The sequence below is a fragment of the Candidatus Methanoperedens sp. genome (assembly GCA_012026795.1).
Classification (GTDB): Archaea; Halobacteriota; Methanosarcinia; order Methanosarcinales; family Methanoperedenaceae; genus Methanoperedens.
This window is the reverse complement of record VEPM01000039.1, coordinates 17,908-36,634: the sequence shown is the minus strand read 5'-3', so window position 1 is coordinate 36,634 and position 18,727 is coordinate 17,908. Positions and strand designations below refer to the sequence as shown.

Annotated in this window: 22 protein-coding genes; 13 read left to right on the top strand and 9 right to left on the bottom strand. The window is 40.7% G+C overall.

The window, feature by feature from the left end:
• Positions 1-124: 124 nt before the first annotated feature.
• The 8 genes from FIB07_16250 to FIB07_16215 all read right to left on the bottom strand — a co-directional run bounded on the left by FIB07_16250 (position 125) and on the right by FIB07_16215 (position 5,821).
• Entirely contained in the window at positions 125-379 is a 255-nt protein-coding gene (locus FIB07_16250) for a hypothetical protein (protein ID NJD54401.1), read from the bottom strand.
• Between the two features lie 70 nt (positions 380-449).
• Positions 450-746, bottom strand: coding sequence for a hypothetical protein (locus FIB07_16245; protein ID NJD54400.1), 297 nt, complete (start codon positions 744-746; stop codon positions 450-452).
• A gap of 114 nt (positions 747-860) precedes the next feature.
• Complete coding sequence (locus FIB07_16240) at positions 861-1,799, bottom strand: hypothetical protein (protein NJD54399.1); 939 nt, start codon at positions 1,797-1,799, stop codon at positions 861-863.
• 5 nt (positions 1,800-1,804) lie between these two features.
• A complete protein-coding gene (locus tag FIB07_16235; GenBank protein NJD54398.1) occupies positions 1,805-2,425 on the bottom strand; it encodes a hypothetical protein in 621 nt (206 codons plus the stop codon).
• A gap of 13 nt (positions 2,426-2,438) precedes the next feature.
• Positions 2,439-4,457: a hypothetical protein gene (locus tag FIB07_16230; GenBank protein NJD54397.1), complete on the bottom strand. Its 2,019-nt coding sequence runs from the start codon at positions 4,455-4,457 to the stop codon at positions 2,439-2,441.
• A 39-nt stretch (positions 4,458-4,496) separates the two neighbouring features.
• Positions 4,497-5,096, bottom strand: a complete 600-nt coding sequence (locus FIB07_16225) for a hypothetical protein (protein NJD54396.1) — start codon at positions 5,094-5,096, stop codon at positions 4,497-4,499.
• 160 nt (positions 5,097-5,256) lie between these two features.
• Entirely contained in the window at positions 5,257-5,580 is a 324-nt protein-coding gene (locus FIB07_16220) for a hypothetical protein (protein NJD54395.1), read from the bottom strand.
• Positions 5,581-5,641: 61 nt separating this feature from the next.
• Positions 5,642-5,821, bottom strand: coding sequence for a transposase (locus FIB07_16215; protein ID NJD54394.1), 180 nt, complete (start codon positions 5,819-5,821; stop codon positions 5,642-5,644).
• Positions 5,822-6,116: 295 nt separating this feature from the next.
• Between FIB07_16215 and FIB07_16210 the strand changes: the two genes are divergently transcribed.
• From FIB07_16210 to FIB07_16180, 7 genes are read left to right on the top strand one after another with little or no spacing between them, the layout of a single operon-like run.
• Positions 6,117-6,317: a helix-turn-helix transcriptional regulator gene (locus FIB07_16210; protein ID NJD54393.1), complete on the top strand. Its 201-nt coding sequence runs from the start codon at positions 6,117-6,119 to the stop codon at positions 6,315-6,317.
• An 11-nt stretch (positions 6,318-6,328) separates the two neighbouring features.
• Positions 6,329-6,649 (top strand): hypothetical protein, encoded by a 321-nt coding sequence (locus FIB07_16205; protein ID NJD54392.1) that lies wholly within the window; start codon positions 6,329-6,331, stop codon positions 6,647-6,649.
• A gap of 16 nt (positions 6,650-6,665) precedes the next feature.
• Positions 6,666-6,833, top strand: a complete 168-nt coding sequence (locus FIB07_16200) for a YHS domain-containing protein (GenBank protein NJD54391.1) — start codon at positions 6,666-6,668, stop codon at positions 6,831-6,833.
• Positions 6,815-7,720: a hypothetical protein gene (locus FIB07_16195; GenBank protein ID NJD54390.1), complete on the top strand. Its 906-nt coding sequence runs from the start codon at positions 6,815-6,817 to the stop codon at positions 7,718-7,720. The genes FIB07_16200 and FIB07_16195 overlap by 19 nt, the downstream gene beginning before the upstream one ends.
• 3 nt (positions 7,721-7,723) lie before the next feature.
• Positions 7,724-8,902: an ABC transporter permease gene (locus FIB07_16190; GenBank protein ID NJD54389.1), complete on the top strand. Its 1,179-nt coding sequence runs from the start codon at positions 7,724-7,726 to the stop codon at positions 8,900-8,902.
• Complete coding sequence (locus FIB07_16185) at positions 8,902-10,059, top strand: ABC transporter permease (GenBank protein NJD54388.1); 1,158 nt, start codon at positions 8,902-8,904, stop codon at positions 10,057-10,059. Before FIB07_16190 ends, FIB07_16185 begins: the two co-directional genes overlap by 1 nt.
• Positions 10,060-10,728: an ABC transporter ATP-binding protein gene (locus FIB07_16180; GenBank protein ID NJD54387.1), complete on the top strand. Its 669-nt coding sequence runs from the start codon at positions 10,060-10,062 to the stop codon at positions 10,726-10,728.
• 9 nt (positions 10,729-10,737) lie between these two features.
• Here FIB07_16180 and FIB07_16175 read toward each other — a convergent pair whose 3' ends face one another.
• On the bottom strand, positions 10,738-11,931 hold the full coding sequence (locus FIB07_16175) for a YHS domain-containing protein (GenBank protein NJD54386.1): 1,194 nt from the start codon (positions 11,929-11,931) through the stop codon (positions 10,738-10,740).
• Positions 11,932-12,163: 232 nt separating this feature from the next.
• On the opposite strand from FIB07_16175, the gene FIB07_16170 reads away from it, so the two are divergent.
• The 6 genes from FIB07_16170 to FIB07_16145 all read left to right on the top strand — a co-directional run bounded on the left by FIB07_16170 (position 12,164) and on the right by FIB07_16145 (position 18,028).
• Positions 12,164-12,445, top strand: a complete 282-nt coding sequence (locus tag FIB07_16170; protein NJD54385.1) for a DUF2318 domain-containing protein — start codon at positions 12,164-12,166, stop codon at positions 12,443-12,445.
• 11 nt (positions 12,446-12,456) lie between these two features.
• Positions 12,457-13,707 carry an ABC transporter permease gene (locus FIB07_16165; protein NJD54384.1) on the top strand — a complete coding sequence of 417 codons (1,251 nt, stop codon included), beginning with the start codon at positions 12,457-12,459 and terminating at the stop codon, positions 13,705-13,707.
• Position 13,708: 1 nt separating this feature from the next.
• Entirely contained in the window at positions 13,709-14,758 is a 1,050-nt protein-coding gene (locus FIB07_16160; protein ID NJD54383.1) for an ABC transporter permease, read from the top strand.
• 32 nt (positions 14,759-14,790) lie between these two features.
• Positions 14,791-15,432 carry an ABC transporter ATP-binding protein gene (locus FIB07_16155; GenBank protein ID NJD54382.1) on the top strand — a complete coding sequence of 214 codons (642 nt, stop codon included), beginning with the start codon at positions 14,791-14,793 and terminating at the stop codon, positions 15,430-15,432.
• Positions 15,433-16,085: 653 nt separating this feature from the next.
• A complete protein-coding gene (locus tag FIB07_16150) occupies positions 16,086-16,577 on the top strand; it encodes a Rieske (2Fe-2S) protein (GenBank protein ID NJD54381.1) in 492 nt (163 codons plus the stop codon).
• Positions 16,578-16,849: 272 nt separating this feature from the next.
• Positions 16,850-18,028 carry a site-specific integrase gene (locus FIB07_16145; protein ID NJD54380.1) on the top strand — a complete coding sequence of 393 codons (1,179 nt, stop codon included), beginning with the start codon at positions 16,850-16,852 and terminating at the stop codon, positions 18,026-18,028.
• Positions 18,029-18,727: the final 699 nt, after the last annotated feature.

The following is an 18,727-nucleotide window of genomic DNA, read 5'->3' as shown; positions in this document are numbered from 1 at the left end:
CAACTTCAGGTGTATTTCGGTGAACGAATGGATGCATATATATAAATATGAAAAATGTAAATTGTTATAGGAAGTTTCAGCAAATTATGTTACACTCCCATGCCCTGGTAAATCTTTCTCAATTTTATCTCGCTCCTTCTTTATCCTGCTTATAAGGTTTGATATAGAAACTGGCACTTCCTGAAGCTGGTAGAAGAGTATTTTGTCTGATCCAACTTCCATTTAATGCTTTGATTTCTAAAGGTGTGGTCAGGATGACCGCTTCATGTAAAGTTTCATTTTCTGAAGGCTTTGCTAACTCAGCGGTCACCCTGATTTCTCTGTATTCTCCTTCCTTTAAATCATTTAAAATAATTGTTCGTTGCGCTTCTGGTACCATTTCCCTTTCTTTGATATTCTGGTTTCTAAAGTAAGCGGAATTTCCTGGATATCTATCCCCATCATATTTCTTATCCCAATCCTGTACTGAACAAAAATACCCCGCTATATGCAAAGAGGCTGGCAAGACCAATCCAGGCAACCTTCAGCTTCTGCATAAGAAGCCCAACTATGATTATAGCTGCTGCCAGTGTGCCAAGAAGAGCATGGGGAGTTGGATATCGAATTGTAATCTTCTCTCCACCAGTTCCCTCAAAGGGATTGTATGCCTTAACTAACGTCGCTGGCATGCCGACGAGTGCCAGAAAAAGCCCATAAAAGGCGACTGCCAGAGCAATTACTAAAGCCACTGCGGTGGCGATCTTCACGATCCTGTTCATATTTACATCTCTTCTTCAGCGTTTCCACAGTTTTTTGCAATTTCCTACATTCTTAGAGGCGTTTCATTAAACCAATAACTATAGTTTTATTTTCCATTATCTTCACCGCAATACAGTAAAATTAACGCTATTGCTTGTGCCATTTTGATTGACCACGAAGACAGGATATGTTTGAGTCCCGGGTTTAAAGAGAATACCTATTGCAGGACACACCGTGACCGGGGTTGTTTGAGGCAGAGGAAATGCACATGCACCTAATAATTCAGGTATTACGAATTCAATAGTCCTGCCGTCACGGGAGACAAGGTTGTTAATGTAGCCAACTTTATAGCCCGCAGCAGGGGCATCCTCAGGCGCCAGTCTGAAAGCGATATTATTATCTCTGGCGGTAAAGCCTGTGCCGGTGATGACTACTTTTGTTCCGATAGTCCCGGTATGAGGTTGAATTGCAGTGATAGCTGGAGTTGTGGTCGCATTCGATAGCGTTGTTTGATTAACTGGCGATACAGGTGTTGTAGGAACTGCACCCGTGCCATTAGCTCGCACTTCCACCAGGAAGCCGTAGCTTGCAGAACCTTTGTCTAACCATGCCTCAATATTCAGAACGTAAAGCCCGGGCTCAAGTGAGAGCCCTATATCTTGCTCACGTTCAAGAGGTAGAGTTAAGCGCTTTCCTTGCAAGTTCCAAGTGCTCCACCAGCGCCAGCCATGCGCACTCAAATTAAGTTCATCTTGCTCTGTAACCTGAATGATGCTTAGCTGCAACTCAGAAGGAGGCTCCTGAAGAGGCAAGCGTAGAGATGCTGTAAAAGGCGAACTTGCAATCAGTGGTTCCTGCGCTGTCGGGATGCCTATCATGTCTACACAGAGAGCTCTCAAAGTTTCTTTCCAGCAATAGCTGCCTATTCCCGAAATCTGGTTTTTCCCATATATACTAAGAATCGCAGGTGGCGGCTCTATGTCTCTCTGGGAAATAAAATATACGCTTATTGCAATTAATATTATAATTGTTAAAATTATAAGTTTGGCTTTCTTGTTCACTTCTATCACGCTGTCCAGAAACTGATTTGATAGAACGAATCATTTATTTTAACAAAACAATCTCCGCTTGTTCCTTTTGAGTGGCATTTCTTCTGGTCATCAATTAAACCTCTAACTGCGTTCCATTCTTCTCTCGGAACCGCACCTGAATATTCTGTCATCCTGCCATTTTCGATATCGTCGATAGCTCTTGAAAAATATGTAAACCTGTTAATTTCCCCGGCATCAACGACTACGAAGAAATCAGGCTCATTAACTTTTTTGATAAAGTACCCTGCATCGTGGCTGGCTCCCAGTGCAAAAACAAACATAAATAATATCCAGATAACCGATACGATTTTGCCAAGTTTTGTAAAAATATTTTTAAAGCTGCTTTTATTTGCATCACTGCTGCCCAGAATGTAATACAATCCGATGCAAATCAGCCCGCTAAGAATTATCGTAGAAGTTAAAAAAGGGAAAAATCCTATTAAAGGAGGTATGACTCCAGTAAATTTATCTCCCAGTGTAGAAAGATAAATCAACGGAATTGAAATAATTATCAGAACCGGAATAAAAAATCCAATCGCTTGACCGAATATTAATCCAGCTGCCCCGTGTAAAAAATATTTCCTAAGGCTTTCCATATTTAACTCCTCCTTACTTTTTTAATTTCTTCCACACAGCCAGAACCAATAGAATCCCGAATAACATCTCAAATCCAGACACCTCTGGGCCGGTTGTATTGCTAACATTTCTCAATATATTTTCTTCCAGTGCTTCGTTTTCTTCCTTTGCACTCTCGTGGAATGTATGCTGCATCGCCAAATTTCCGACATCTGTCCTGTTATTCAGTTCAAGAACCGTATCTTTTGTTAATCCGTTCGCGAAGAAAACTGGCTTCATAAATGTGATGCCCTTTGTCCTGTTAAGTATAAATCTTTCCAGAGATTCAATTTCCTTGTCAACAATCGTGGGCTTAATTCTTACGATAATCCGGGTGTTGTTTCCTATCTTTCGAACAGTGGTAATATTCTCTATATCCCTTCTTTGCCCCAATTCGCGGATAATATCCTCAGGCAAATCTGCACTATAAACTAAAGGCTCCAGAATCACGAAATCATAGGGGCCCTTTGTCTGTATGAAATATTCAATCGTGGTTTCGGGTACATAGTCGTCAGGATTGAAACCCGGCGGATAAACTATGACAGGCCATACTATTATATTGATTTTATCCTCACCTTTCATATTGGATAGTGCGTTATAAAGGTCCCATTCCATCTTGCCGTATTTCTTGAAATATTCTGAAAGCTCCTGCGACTGTTCATTGTTCATGATTGTGCCGTCTCTAACATATAATTCATAAATAATTTTAGATTTTTCATCCTTTATTTCCACTGCCCAAAAGCTGCGCTCTACAAAGCTATCAGTGTTTTTTGTAGCTTTCTGCCCAAAGTAACGATAAGAAAACATGTTTGCCTTCAATATGCTCAGCCGCTCAAGTGGAACACTATAATTTTTCGAAATGTGCTCCAGTAACTGTTTAATCTGGGCGTCGTTAAATGCCATCCGGAGAAGCTCTTCGTCAGTCAAGGTTTTGGAGTAGTCTTCAGTTGATATGTACTGGGGGTTCGGTACTTTACGAATTTTAGAATCAAATAATGATTCGATCCTTGATCCATTGATTGTAATCTGAATCCTCTCAGCCGGGATATTTTTGCCTGAAGGATAAATATTGTCAGAACACGCATTGCTTAAGCCATCATAATTTGAAGGGCGGCCGATTTCACTGCCGTTAGAACTTTCAGTGTTGTTAATCAGGGTGTTATCGCCGGAAGCGCCCAGATAGATTCCGCCGTAGCTGTTATACAATGCATTGTTATTGGTTATAACATTGTTATGAGAATCTCCCAGGATAATCCCATAGAGGTTTGAATTTGCGGTGTTATTACTAAGAGTGTTTTTGACTGAAGAATCGAGCTGAATACCGTTTTCTTTGTTTGAATCGGCTTTGTTGTTTATCAGGGTGTTTTCTCCGGAAGATTCCAGGTAGATTCCATTCCTGCAATTTGAGTCCGCAATGCTGTCGGCTAAAGTGTTGTAGCCAGAGGTAGTGATGAAAAACCCATTCTTATCGTTCAGATTTCCGGTATTGCCAGCAAGGGTGTTATAACTGGAAGAATAAAGAGAAACTCCAATGATATTAGAGTTTGCAGTATTATTAGCTAAGGTTATGTTGCCTGAAGAGAGAAGGTATACCCCAATATTGTTAGAGTATGCAAGGTTGCCGGTAATAACTCCACCTGCTGCACCCTCGTATAAGATACCACTGTCCCAGTCTGTTACTTTAAGATTTTTTACAGTTACATTTATGAGTGTCTCAGCAGGATTATTTACATAAATTCCATAACTTGGAACTGCTGAGGTAAATGTATCTACACCATCAATTGTATGGTTTCTACCATCAAAAACAACGTTATCCGAGGTGATTTTAATACAGGTACCTGCTGTGCTATTTATAATATTTTGAGCGAGAATGTATTCGCCAGGCGAAGAAATCGTTGTACAGGAATTAATTTGTGTTGCTGAACCAGCACTACCTATTTGCAGTGCTATTGCCAGAACTGCTAGTCCTACCGCTTTATTTAGATCATACTTTCCATAAATCTTAGTAGCCATTTATTATCTCATTCTCCAGGTTGCAACCTTCAACTGTAATCACCCTGACTGATCAGGTAATCGTGTCTCTCCTCTTTGCAAAGCATCATCAAACCGGCTCCTATCAGATTTAGTGATATACAACTCAACACTGTTATTGTATACGTTGATGTCTGATTGTGCGCGTATACCTGAAGCACTGTCTGAGGATGATGCATCTGCCTGATCCCTCTGGAGGTTAGCCAATGACACATTTGCAGTACGCACCTCAACTATATCGGCTAACTCTGAGTACTTCTTCAAGTACGGTTTGATCATCTCCTCACTATCGCGAGTAAACTGCACAATGACGCGAAATTTTGGGGTGTGTTCAATCCAGAGTCCAGCAAAGGTTCCAGTCTCATTCTTGTTCAGTTCGGCACCTAATTTCCCTGCAATATCTTGAAGCTGGAACCGGCGGAGAGCTTCCTCAGTACTGATATTATTATTTGATGCATATCCTTGTGCTTCATACAACAGTGGGTCCTTATCATCCAGCACAGGTTTTCCATCGCTATTCTGCTCTTGAGCATTCACAACCACAACAACTCCCAGCAGTATCAAAACTAATAAAAGGACAACTCGAGAAATATGTTTATACATTTGTTTGACTTTCATCATATTTTTATTCCTCTTACTTTTTTAATCTCCGCCGCACAGCCAGAACTCCTATTCTATAGTCTGGTTTTGGCTGCGCTTATCCCAACAACCATCTCAAATCCAGGCACCTTCGGACTCGCCTGCACCGTGGGTGTGGGAACACATGTTTCGGCTTTAATTATTACAATAACTTCATCTCTGTCTGAAACTGGATGCTTTCCCAGTTCCATAAAAGCCAAATAGCATTTGTACCCCGCTCAGTTATCACGATTATTTCATTTCTTGGCAGGGGATTCTTTAGCCATTCATCCACACTTATAGTTACATCTGTGGACTCAAAGCCTGCGCGCTGTTCCTTTACTGTGCCTATGATAATCCTGTCCGAGTGATTTACCTGATACTGTATTTCAAAAGCCTCGGGTGCCCAGATTGTAGAGACAGCCGCATTTGAAAATAAAGTAAGAGCAAATATCCCAAGAAGAACATATGCGGTGAGTTTATTCATAATTCCCTCTGGTGTTTTTTTGCAACACTACAAATATTTTCTATGACAATTATCTACACATCTAACCCATAAAAGATTTTCTTAAACTACAAAACCAAAATGGTCTGATTAAAAATCGTAAGAAAAGTCTAAAAATCCATACGGTTGAGTAATCCGGTATGGTATCGGAAAAGCCCAAAAACTTGCGAAAGGATATCATGTCAGTGATATGTCTTTCAAGTTCGGATGTTTGGGCGTCCACCTTTCTCTGTTTTATTATCGTACATATCTTCCACTATCGGTCGAAAGGCTTCCCAATTGATCAAGGAGTCAATCTCTGATAACTTATCTCCTAAAATCCTTACTCGCTCATACTCTTCTCTAAATGCAGATATATAAATGATGCCATGATATACTAAATATAGTTATTATGTATTAAATATTCCGGTATGATTGGTTTTTCCGAAATCCTCTTTAAATATTCAAAAAAATTTGTAGCTGCATTTACCATTCTTAAAGCATAATTTTTAAGTGTTAGTTAGTGGTAACTAACAAACATGGGTAAAACTGAACAAAAAATCCTGGAGGCAGCTTTGAGAATGTTTGCCAGAGAAGGATACGATGGGGCAACCACCCGAAGAATCGCAGAAGAGGCAGGTGTAAGTGAAATGACTTTGTTCCGAAAATTCCAGTATTTGATTCGCTCTTCCTTATGGATAAAGAAGTTGATGATCTTCAAAAGGGCCTTCGCAGCTTGAATCAATACATCATGAAAACTGTCAGAGATAATGCCGGTCTGCTATTTATAGCAATAGAAGAAGGGCGAAGAAAGCCTGATATTGCACAGATGTCAATCTCTGTTCCGCAAATGGCTATCGAGCATTTAAGTGAATATTTTGGGATACAGATAAAAAACGGAAGAATGCGCGATATCAATACCCGGGCGGCTGCACTTGCATTCCTTAGCTACCCTTATTATATAAATTTATTGAATGGGGTATACGGTGACAATGCTCTGGGCATCGGTAAAGAGGAATTTGAGGTATTCATTGACATATTTGCAAAAGGTATTGAAATACAGAGAACATGAAAAGAGAGGAGTGATTATGTCTATAGACCCGGTTTGTAAAATGACAATCGAAGAGGCAGGAGCGCAGCACAAGACCACATATCAAGCGAAAATATATTACTTCTGTTCCGCAGCATGCAAGAATGCTTTTGAGACTAACCCGGATAAATATCTGAAGGTGAAACCATGGTGGAAGTTGTGGTAACTCAAAAAAGGTCGTATCCTGATATGATCAAATACCTGATGATTTTTGCCTTGATCTTATTAACCGCATCCTTCGCAGATGCATCCGCAGATAATTTCTTAAAAGAAGAGAAAATATTCAATGAAAGCTACGTTGATACAGGATTTTCAAAAATATACATTGATGGGTTTGGTGTAAATTCCGACGGCTTTAAGCTTATTTTAAGAACTTACGAGAGGCTTCAGGGCAGCCGTTTCAAACCCTTTCTTGCAGATATCGAATATGTTTTAATTACGCGGGAGGAGGTTGTTTACTCAAAAAGGGTCGAACAGATCCAATTGCCCCAGGAAAACGAGGGCATAACCACGCTCAGCCATCATGCGCATATAGCTCTGGAAGAAGGAAGAAATTACACGGGCATAGCGAGGGTTTATTTATATAGAGACGGGATTCCCGAATACTACCTCAGTGCAAGTTCGGTTTTTACTGCAAAAAACGATGCTGAAATAACAGAGGTTTTTGGGGATGGCATAGGCGCAAGTGCAACCCTTAAGAGCAAGTCCATGGTCCCGCTGAATTCAAAAATTATCTTCACGCTCAAACAGGGTGATAAAATTATAGAAACCAGGGATATTGCAGCTCCTTCCATTATGTCCAACGACAAGGAAAAAACCGTCAATATCCTGTGGACTGAAAGTTTAAACGAAGGAACATACAGGGTCTCAGTACTTTTAGAGGGAAAAGAAATAATTGATAACCACGACAAGATGTTCACAGTTGATAAAAGAACAACGGCCACAACTAATTCTACGAACCAGCCTGTGAACAGTGTTCGCAGCGCTCCGGGATTTACTTCGATCATGGCAATCCTGATAATACTTATTCTTTTAATAAAAAGGAGAAGATAGAAAGTGTCATTTGATGATATTCGCCCTGCAATATTTTATTCAAAAAAGGATATCTTTAAAAATAAAAAGGTTTTCATATTTATAACATTATCTATAATTTTTGCAACTGCGAATATCATCTTCATTAATGCATTTATGGACGGGATGATACTGGATTTGGTAGACAATACTGTTGAGTCTTCTTCAGGTCATTTAAATATTTACCCGAAGGATGATGAACGATTTATAGATGGACTGGGGATAAAGGAACAGAAGCTTGAAGCGATAAAAGAAATAGTGGCATATTCTCCCAGAATCTCTGCAAGCGGTGTCTTATCTTATAAGGGGCTATCCGAACCCATCGTAATACTGGCCCTGAATCCTTCAAAAGAAAACAGAGTAACTAAAATACTTGAGAAGCTTGACAGGGGTACTACTTTAAATCCTGATGATAGAAATGCAATCCTGATATCCTACCGCCTTGCAGAAGATCTAAAACTGGATGTGGGAGATGAAGCAAGTCTCGCCTTCGAAAGCGGGGAGGTCAGGGTATACAAAGTAAAAGGAACTATTCGCACTGGTAACCAGGATTTTGATAGTTCTACTATCATCATGCCCCTGAATGAAGCAAATAGACAGCTTGGTATTGATAATAAGGCGTCGGTTATTCTAGTCAGATTCTCGGATAAGGAGCTTGCAGATTCCTACAAGCCAGTATTAATGCAGAATCTCCAGGCAAATAATGTAAAAACATGGAAGGAAGAGATAGAATATATATTTCGTTTTTCTGCAGCATGGAGAAGTTTTTCAAGCATTATATCTGTAGTCGGGTTAATCGCAGCAGCAATTTCGGTAGGAATCATAATATATATAAATGTAATTCATAAAAAGAGACAGATAGGGATAATGAAGGCCCTGGGAGCAAAAGACTCCTTCATTTTTAAGGTATTCATAATGGAAGCTGTGATTTTCGGTCTCATAGGCGTTTCTATCGGAGATGTTCTTGGATTCCTTGCAGTCAAGTACTCGGAAGCACATCCTTTTTATGATGCTGTTATGCAGGCAATGACAAGAGCAAGGTTCAGCAATTATCTCATCTATAATGCTACTATCGTTTCTTTTACAGTAACTGTACTGGCAGGAATATATCCTGCTATCAAAGCAAGCAAGGTGGATATTATTAAGGCTATATGGGGTGAATAATGTCAGCAGTGCTCTTCTATGCAATGAAGGATGTGGGAAAAAACAGGCGGGCATTTATTTTTATTACCATTGCAATTGCCCTGTCAACTGCAAATATCATTATCATAAATGGTTTCATGGACGGTATAACTGATGATTTAATAGAAAGAACACTGGAGAGTTCGTCAGGGCATCTTAATATATATCCAAATGAGCAGGACAGATACATAGAAGGGCTGGGCGTAAAGGAACAAAAACTTGAGAAAATAAAAGAGGTAGTTGCTTATTCCCCAAGAATTACGGCTGGAGGCACCATATCTTATAAAGAAAAATCCAAATCCGTAAAAGTATTAGCTCTTGATCCTTCAAAAGAAAACAAAGTCACGACCATTTTAAGCAAAATTGATTCGGGCGAAACTCTCAAGCTCAGTGACAGGGACAATATTCTGGTTTCATATCGAGTAGCTGAAGATTTAAAAATAAAAAACGGAGATGAAACTACTATAGTATTTGAAAATGGGAACACCAAAATTTTCAAGATCAAGGGAATACTTCGCACAGGCACAACGATGGATACGAATACAGTTGTAATAAATTTCCAGGTAGCTGAGGAGCAGCTTGCCCTGAATAATAAAGCTTCCATAATTATAGTTAAACTCTCTGATATAGCTCTTTCAGAACAATATAAAAATAAGATATCTTTAGAGCTTGGAATGCGGAAAGTCAAAGAGTGGAAACAAGAGGTTGAATCCATCTTGAGTACGGCTGAAACCATGAAACAGATAAGTGGTTTAATAAATGCAGTGGGACTATTTGCATCAGCGGTAGCTGTAGGTGTGATACTGTATATCAACGTCCTGCATAAACGAAGGCAGACGGGTATAATGAAAGCAATCGGAATGAAGGATCTCCAGATACTTTCGATATACGTCATCGAGGCTATAATTATCGGAACAGTGGGTATTATGATGGGTGATACGCTTGGGTATGCAGGTACAAAATACCTTGAAAACCATCCCTTTACTGACCCAATCCTGGGTTCTATGTCTCCGAGATTCTATCCGTATCTTCTCTACGATGCTTCACTGGTCACTATGTTCGCTGTAATCCTGGCTTCGATGTATCCTGCGCTTGTGGCAGGAAGGATGAACATAATAAAGGCGATCTGGGGTAATTAAATGAAAATAATAGAGACAAAGGATCTTAAGAAAATATACAGACTTGGAAAGATTGAAGTAAATGCTCTCAATGGCGTTAATGCCGCAGTAGAGGATGGTGAGTTCATCGCCATCATGGGTCCCTCCGGAAGCGGCAAGTCGACTTTTCTCAACATGGTCGGCATGCTTGATACTCCAACCTCAGGTGAAATACATATAAATAGCAATGAAGTAACAAAAATGGATAGTAGCATGAGGGCTGAATACAGGTTGAAACACATAGGTTTCGTATTCCAGTTCTTCAATCTATTCATGGAATTATCTGCTCTGGAGAACGTAATGTTCCCCATGATGCTCTCACGCCATCCTTTTTACAGAGAAAGGGCGGAAGAACTCCTCGAGCTCGTAGGACTGAAAGCGAGAATAAACCACTTACCGTCAGAGCTTTCAGGAGGAGAGCAGCAGCGTGTGACCATAGCAAGAGCGCTTGCGAACCAGCCAAAACTGTTACTGACAGATGAGCCGACAGCAAACCTTGATACCAGAACGACAAAAGAGATCATGGAATTATTCATCAGGCTGAACAAAGAGCAGCGCCAGACCATAATCATGGTGACTCACAACCCTGAGCTCGGAGCGCAGGCGGACAGGATTATACATTTCAGGGATGGGAAAGTAGTGGAGGACTGAATGGAGGATTCATCCAGAAACCGCACGTGGATCTGTGCTATCGGGCATCTTCTCAATTCTCTTCTTTATCATATACATTTGCACTTTCTTAGCTTTCGCCAGGCTCAAAATATTTTCAAGACCCGCCTTTTCAAGAGGTTCTATCCTGATATATCCTCTATCTGCCGCATCCTGGAAAAGCTCAAGACCAAGCCCTGTTCTGGCAAGTACGGTAGTGTAACCTTCCTTTGATCCCACGCTCCCGAAAGAAAGATCAGATTTCTCAGCAGTCAAATCTGTACAGAACATGCATGAGCTGCTTCGAATTGTATCAAGTTCGCTCAGGGGATAGGTATGCTCAGATTCAGCTATAATTCTGAATTTCCCTTTACGTATCCTCATTTCCTTCACAGAAGAAAGCGGAATTCCCTTCTGTTCGATGAATGTTTTCAAGCCTTCGTAATCAAACGTATCCATGCAAAAAAGACCCATCTTCAATATATTCGCTCTCATGGACAAATGTAACAATCCATACGGGGAATTCTGCATTTTATGTACAGCATCAATATTGCAGGACGGACCCACAAAGCCTATAGAGCGAGAGCCTCTTTTTATTGAACTCATTAATGACTCCATTGTCAGTGAATGCACATATATAGAGCCTGCACAGCGCAGTATGTCCTCTCTTGTCTGTGCTACTATGGAGACCGGTTTCCAGGGTTCTTCCTCACTTTTTACAGTCATAACTGCGCTATCTATCAGTCCATCCTCCAGTGCGTACAGCAGCATTGAAGTCACAACCCCGCCATCTTGCCCTTTCACCTCTGAGAGCAGGGATTTCGCAGTGAAGACATCACGCACTTTCCCGATAAGGCTTGACTCGGTAGTTATGGTGCGGGGGCACTGGTTATAACATACTCCGCATGCAGTGCACCTTCCTTTAAGGGCAGGTTTTCCTGCCATGATGGATAATACTTCACAGCTTGCAGCGCATGCCCCGCAGAGCGTGCAAATACCGGGTTCGATGATTTCGCGCTTAAGTTTGCCAAACGATATCTTTTCCCTGTCCTTTAAGAAGCGCCGCACACGGATTACGCTTTTATCAAGCTCGTCGAATTTATTCTTGCAAGCCTCGGAGCAAAAATAGTAATCTTTGTTTTTGTAAACTGATTTTAACGCGGTTTTCTCATCAACCGCCATTTTGCATATCGGGTCAACAGGCATCAGGATCTATATTATTTGAAACCTTATAATTTTTCCGCAAGCTATACATTTAAGTCTTCGCTTATTACCATACCCAATTTGAATAGCTCTCTACATAGCGTTCTATTTATTATGTTTTTTAAAATTTTCCTAAAACTACGGTTATTAGAATTATAATATTAGGATAACCGAAATATTTAATATCTATTGTTGTATCATAAGATATTAGGTGAACCTAACAAGAGGCAAAATAATGTTTGAAACACTAACTGATATGCAGAACATGCCAGCAAACTGCCCCATGCACGGAAGCGATAGTAAAGCCAATGCCAGAATTCTTGCGATTAAAAGAAGCGATGGAAGTATCGCGGTAGCTTATGATGTCTGTGCCCTGTGCGGCGCTGCAGGATATGTACAGGAGGGTGAGCAGCTAATATGCAAGAGGTGCGGAGCACCTATTAACCCTGATACCATAGGCGATGAGATCGTAATAAGAACGAATGATGTTGGTGAAAAGGCCGACCTGTTCAAATAAAGAGTATATCTATGTTCCCTCGCCTGCTCTTTTCAGCTATTCAACGAAGAAAGCTCAGGATAGCTCTGGCAGTATTGGCTGTAGTAATGGGTGCATCCATAGCCTCAACCCTTCTTACAGTATCATTTGATATCAATGATAAAATGGGAAGGGAGCTAAAAAGCTACGGTGCCAATATTCTTTTATTGCCATCATCAGAGGGCACATTCATAAACGAGAGCGAACTCTATAAAATGAAGACCATCTTCTGGAGGCACAACATAATAGGATATTCTCCCTATCTCAGCGATACGGTGAAGATAAAAGATAAGGAAATTGTATTAAGCGGCACCTATTTCAGTGAGGAAATTAAGATACCGGGAATCAAAAAGACGTGGTTCGGAACCAGAAAAGCGGACGAGAAAGAGGCAACTATCAGGACAGGGATAAAGACAATAGCTTCCTGGTGGAAGGTGAATGGAGAATGGCCTGCACCGGGGGAAGCACTGGTTGGTATCAACGCTGCTGAAAAGTCAGGGCTAAGACAAGGAGATATTTTCAGGGCAGAGTTCAGCAGTAATAATGCAACCTTCAAAGTGTCAGGCATTCTCTCCACAGGCGGGGATGAGGATGGTCAGGTAATAGTACCTCTTAAGGATGCCCAGATGCTTTTCAAGAAGCAAGGTATGGTCGATCGAGTAGTAGTTAGTGCACTAACCAAGCCCGAGCCGCAAGAGAAGATAGACCCATCCAAGCTTTCACCTGAAAAATATGAAATTTGGTACTGCACACCGTATATTTCCTCCATAATGCTCCAGGTTGAAGAGGTAGTACCCAATGCAACTGCCAAGCCAATTCGGCAGGTGGCGGACAACGAAGGAAAGCTGCTTGGCAAATTTGAATGGCTTATGTTTCTAATTACAGGTATAGCTATGACCACAGCCTCGCTGGGGGTCACAGCAACCATGAATACCTCGATTTTTGAGAGGAAAAAAGAAATCGGATTGATGAAAGCGATAGGTGCTGATGAAAATCAAATCGCACATCTATTCATTGCCGAGGCGGTTGTTACGGGTATTATAGGCGGAGCGATTGGAATTCTTATTGGTATTGTACTGGCCAGAATAGTAGGTCTTTGGGTATTTGGCGCTGTCATAAATCCCTCCCTTTTCTCCGTATTGATTTCAGGGATACTATCTTTGGGAGTAGCTCTTCTTGGCAGCATGCTGCCGGTGAAAAAGGCTGTTGAAATAGAACCATCCGTCATACTCAGGGGTGATTAAATTGTTCACCCGTCTTGTAACAAAATCACTCTGGGTAAGAAGAGAACGGTTGTTGATATCTATAATTGCAGTAATGCTTGGCGCTGCCATGGTAACTTCTCTGCTAACCGTTTCTCTGGACATAAGGGAGAGGATGGGACAGGAACTTAGAAGCTATGGAGCCAATATAGTTGTCCTTCCAGGCGAAGGAGAATATATCAACCAGTTCAATACCACGCATAGTTCCATCATTGGTTCAGTCCCTTTTCTTTATTTCAAAGCTGAGGTCAACGCAAAAAAGATTGAATTTGCAGGGACTGATCTTGAAGCAGCCAGAAAAATGAATCCGTGGTGGCATGTTGAAGGCATACTTCCTAAACAGCAAGAGGTACTCCTGGGCATTAATGCTGCAAATAAACTGGGACTTAAAGCAGGCGATACTCTGAGCATAGAGGAGAAATCCTTTAAAGTCTCAGGTATCCTGGATACTGGCACATCTGATGACAAAAGGATTTTCATCCCCATGGCAACTGCGGAGCAGATTTCAGGTGAAAGTGGAGCAACACTGGTACAGGTAAGTGTTCTTGGAGATATCGATGAAGTTATCAAATATCTTGAGAACGAAGGCTATAAAGTAAAGAAGATTCGGCAGGTGGCTGAGAGCGAGAAAGCTCTTCTTGATAAAACCCAGCTCTTAATAGCTCTTGTAACTCTTTTTGTCCTTTCGGCTGCGAGCCTCGGCCTCTTGAGCACAATGATAACAAGCGTGCTTGAACGAAGCCGGGAGATAGGGCTCATGAAAGCACTTGGCTGCGGAAATGGCAGGCTTGCTGCTATATTCCTTGCCGAGGCAGGGGTGATGGGCGCAGCAGGCGGAATCCTTGGATATTTTGCAGGGCTTTCACTGTCTCAAGTCATAGGAACCGAGATATTTGATATGCAGGTGTCGATAAAACCAGAAGTGTTCATTCTCACCATTTTAATCTCAATATTGGTAGCTTGTACCGCAAGCCTTCTGCCTATACAGCGTGCAGTTTCAATCGACCCGGTTATAATACTAAGAGGTGAATAAGATCCCGTATTTAAATACGGGGACTGATATAAATGATTGTTGCAAAAAATCTTGTTAAAAAATACGATACTATATGTGCACTGAAAGATGCCAGTTTCACTATTGAAAAAGGAAAATGGGTTAATATAATGGGTCCTTCGGGGAGCGGAAAAACCACGCTTTTGAACCTGATTGGATGCCTTGATTCCCCAACAAGCGGCTCTTTGCTGGTGAATGGAATTGAGACAACGAAGCTCAGCCAGAAGGAGCGAACACGTTTCCGGCGCGAGAATATTGGCCTCGTTTTCCAGCAGTTCCACATGATTCCTCATCTTACTGCGCTTGAGAACGTAATGATAGCACAGTACTTCCACAGTATTGAGGACGAGAAAGAAGCAATAGAAGCGCTTGTGCGTGTTGGCATTGAGCAGAGGTTGCATCACCTGCCCTCACAGCTTTCTGGCGGAGAACAGCAGCGCGTGTGTATAGCGAGAGCATTGATAAACCAGCCTCAGATAATATTAGCAGATGAACCCACAGGAAATCTTGATAAACAGAATGAGGAAGCTATTCTTGATATATTCAGGGAACTCCACAGCGAAGGAAGAACTATAGTAATAGTAACCCATAACCCGGAGATAGGCGAAATAGGAGACAAAATAATACAAATATCACACGGTGAAGTAAAGTATTAAATTATTACGAAGCCTACGATTAAATTATAAATGACAAAAGCGGCAGGGTCGGAAGAACTGGGTGAGCTTGTGGTAATAAACATCTCAGGAAGAGGGGATCAGGTCGATAAAGCGTTAAAAGAAGATTAGATATGATCATCGAAAGAGCAATAATTTCTGATTCAGAAGCAATACTTTTGCTTCATAGGACTCTGAAAGATATAAATGATGATTTTAAACATCAAATATTTCTCAAAGGAACATTTATTTGTATCAAAGGCAGCATTACAAACCGTAATCTTGTTGTGACAAACTCCTGGTCATTAAATGGGCCATGGAAGCATAAATTATAGCTTCACTTGTTTCCGGCAACCTTTGACATCATCGTTACGCCTGACTATTTCCATCATCCAGCCACAGAACTGCTTTACCCAATTAATCAGCTTTCCGGCATAGCCGCCATCTGCCCAGATCAATTGCAGACGGGGAAATTTCCCTTTAGAGCTTGTTTAAATAAAAGGAAGCCCTATTTTTTGTAAATTTAAACCAAAACTCCCTTGAAGAAATAGAGCGTTATTTTACTTAAACAATGTGGGTAGAATCAGATCGCTATTTCATATTTGCATCTAAAGGGAACATAGCAAGAAGAGTGCGAGCTTTAATAGAGGAAAAGTATGAACGATAAAATCACTTTTACTACTACTCGAAGAAGACTCACTGTGATTCTAATGGGTCTGGTCTCATTATTTTTTGCTTCAGGAGCTATAGCTACAATATTAAAATATTTATGGCCGCAAACTGCAAAAGCTACTCTCAGTGAAGTAAAAATCGCCACTGTTGATGAAGTTCCAACCGGAACTGCAAAAAAATTCATGTTTAACGGCAAAGCGGCAGTTCTTTTAAAAATGCCTGCTGGTTTCAGGGCATTCGGAGCCGTATGTACACATCTTGGGTGCATCGCTTATTGGAAACCCGATGAGAATGATATCTTTTGTCCTTGCCATTTAGGCAGGTTTGATCCCAATACTGGGGCGGTAATCTCAGGACCACCTCCATCCCCTTTGCCTGCTATTGATATTATTGTAAAAGAGGGGGAAGTGTATGCTCTCAAGTGGAAAGACCCGGAATATGTGAGGTCCATCTCATTCTATGCTGGAGCAGCATGAGGCGATCAGCAAAAAAATGAACATATACAGGCGAGAATTTACTGAAATAGGCATTTTATATCCTCCAGGATGCTATACCCAGCTGTTCATATGCACATCCGGCCTAAATTGCGCAGAGAAAGGCATAGAGATAATCACCCGTGGGATCATCGATAATTTTTGTTGTTGGGTTTGGGTAAAGTCTAATTTCTTGTCTGAAGAAAGTTGGGGAAAGTAGCCCGGCAAGGACTATCATACATAGGGTTAATAGTCCGAACGTCTTTTTTAGTAGTATGACAGGTCACGATGTTAATGATATTCATGGATTCAAGATAGGATTCCAGCAAGCTATGAAGCGATTAGAGACAGCGCCTATAAGCGATCACAATAAAGATCTGACTAAAAGGTTTGTAGCCCTCTGCATGAAAGAAAATATCACGCAATGCACTTATACAAATTATTTGAATATTCTGGTTCGGATCGCTAAAAGACTTAATAAAGACCTTGATGCTTTAACTGAAAGTGACTTAGATTTGTTGCTCCTTTCCTTGGAAAGTGAAGGGTACAAGCCAGGGTATATCTATAATTTTAAAAAAACACTCAAAAAATTGTACGATTGGTTGACGGATGGGGAGATGCCAAAGTTTATTCGAGATATGAAACTCAGTGCAATTGAGAACCAGGTCGAACCAAAGGATTTGCTGACTGATTCAGAAGCTGAGAAACTTCTGAATTCATGTAAAAATGCTCGAGATCGTGCACTTATTGCAATTCTTCTCGATAGCGGTCTCAGGGTGGGTGCTGTGGGATCTCTCCTGATCGGGAATATCGAGCTCGGTACAAACTCTGGGATTGTTCGGCCAAACAGAAATAGTAAAAGCAACAAAACCTTCTCCAAACCGGTTCCTATCACCTGGTCATGTGGCTATATTGGACAGTGGTTATCAGTCCATCCCACTCGTGAAGATACAAATAGTCCGTTGTGGATCAATCTGGATTGGCCTTTCGGTCAGGCGATGAGCTATAAAAATATACGAGCAATGATAAAGACAACTGGGGAGCGTGCAGGTATCAAGAAAAAAATTAATCCTCATATATTTAAACATCGTGCAGTTTCTAAATGGATACTTGAAAGATTTTCAGATCAGGAAATAAAACATCGTGCAACATGGTCACTCGACAGCAGAATGATGAAAGTATATGGCCATTTCACATCAGAGGACATTAATTCAAATATCCTGGAACATTACGGAATTAAGCAGTCTCAGATCACAGAAATAAAACTGACGAACTGTCCAAGGTGTAATACAACTCTCCCTCCAGGTTCAAGATTCTGTCCACAATGTTCTCTAGTGTTGGATACTAAAGCAGCGAAAGAAATTCAGAATTACGAAAAACAAATACCTCAACTCATAGAACTGCTGCTTAAGAACGACGAAGCAAAGAAATTGTTAGCAGGGATTACGAAATAATCCCCTTAAGCCTTTTTCGCCTCCAGAAATATTTGCTATCTGTGAGAGTTGTAATCAGTAATTTATTTAAAAAGTATCAGTTTTTACAATATCAACAGCTTTATGCAGGATTTTCTTTAATCCGTAAATCAGTTATTAATTTCATATCACATATACTTCTTCTCGATCTCATATCATAATTCAAAATCATTTTTTGAATTATAAGATAGTTGTTCTGAAGTGAGATGAAATTTTATTTTGTTGTAACCGAAAGTTATAAATTAATTTATACATAATATAACACGCACGTATATGACAAAAACAAAGCTACAAAAAACATCTGATAGGCAATATCCCTATGTTTATTTTGATAAACTCCTGATTGAAATAGGCTTTAGATGGAAGAAGGGAGAGCCGTTAGACATTGATTATGATTTGGAGAACAAGCGCATCGTAGTCACTCAAACAAATAAAAGGAAGGAATCATGATAGCGACAAAATCTGACCTTGAAAAACTCCGTAATGACCCGCTGGTTCAGATGTATGCCAATGCCCCGGATGAGATCTATCAACTTGCAAAGAATACGAATCCGATGCTGAGGAAAGCGATCGAGTGGGCAAAGGCAATAGTGACTTCAAATGATATCCAGTGAGTGGAGTCAAAAATTTTGGGTCGCATATCAAACAGCTATGAGAAACCTTTTGATGAGAACTGAAATA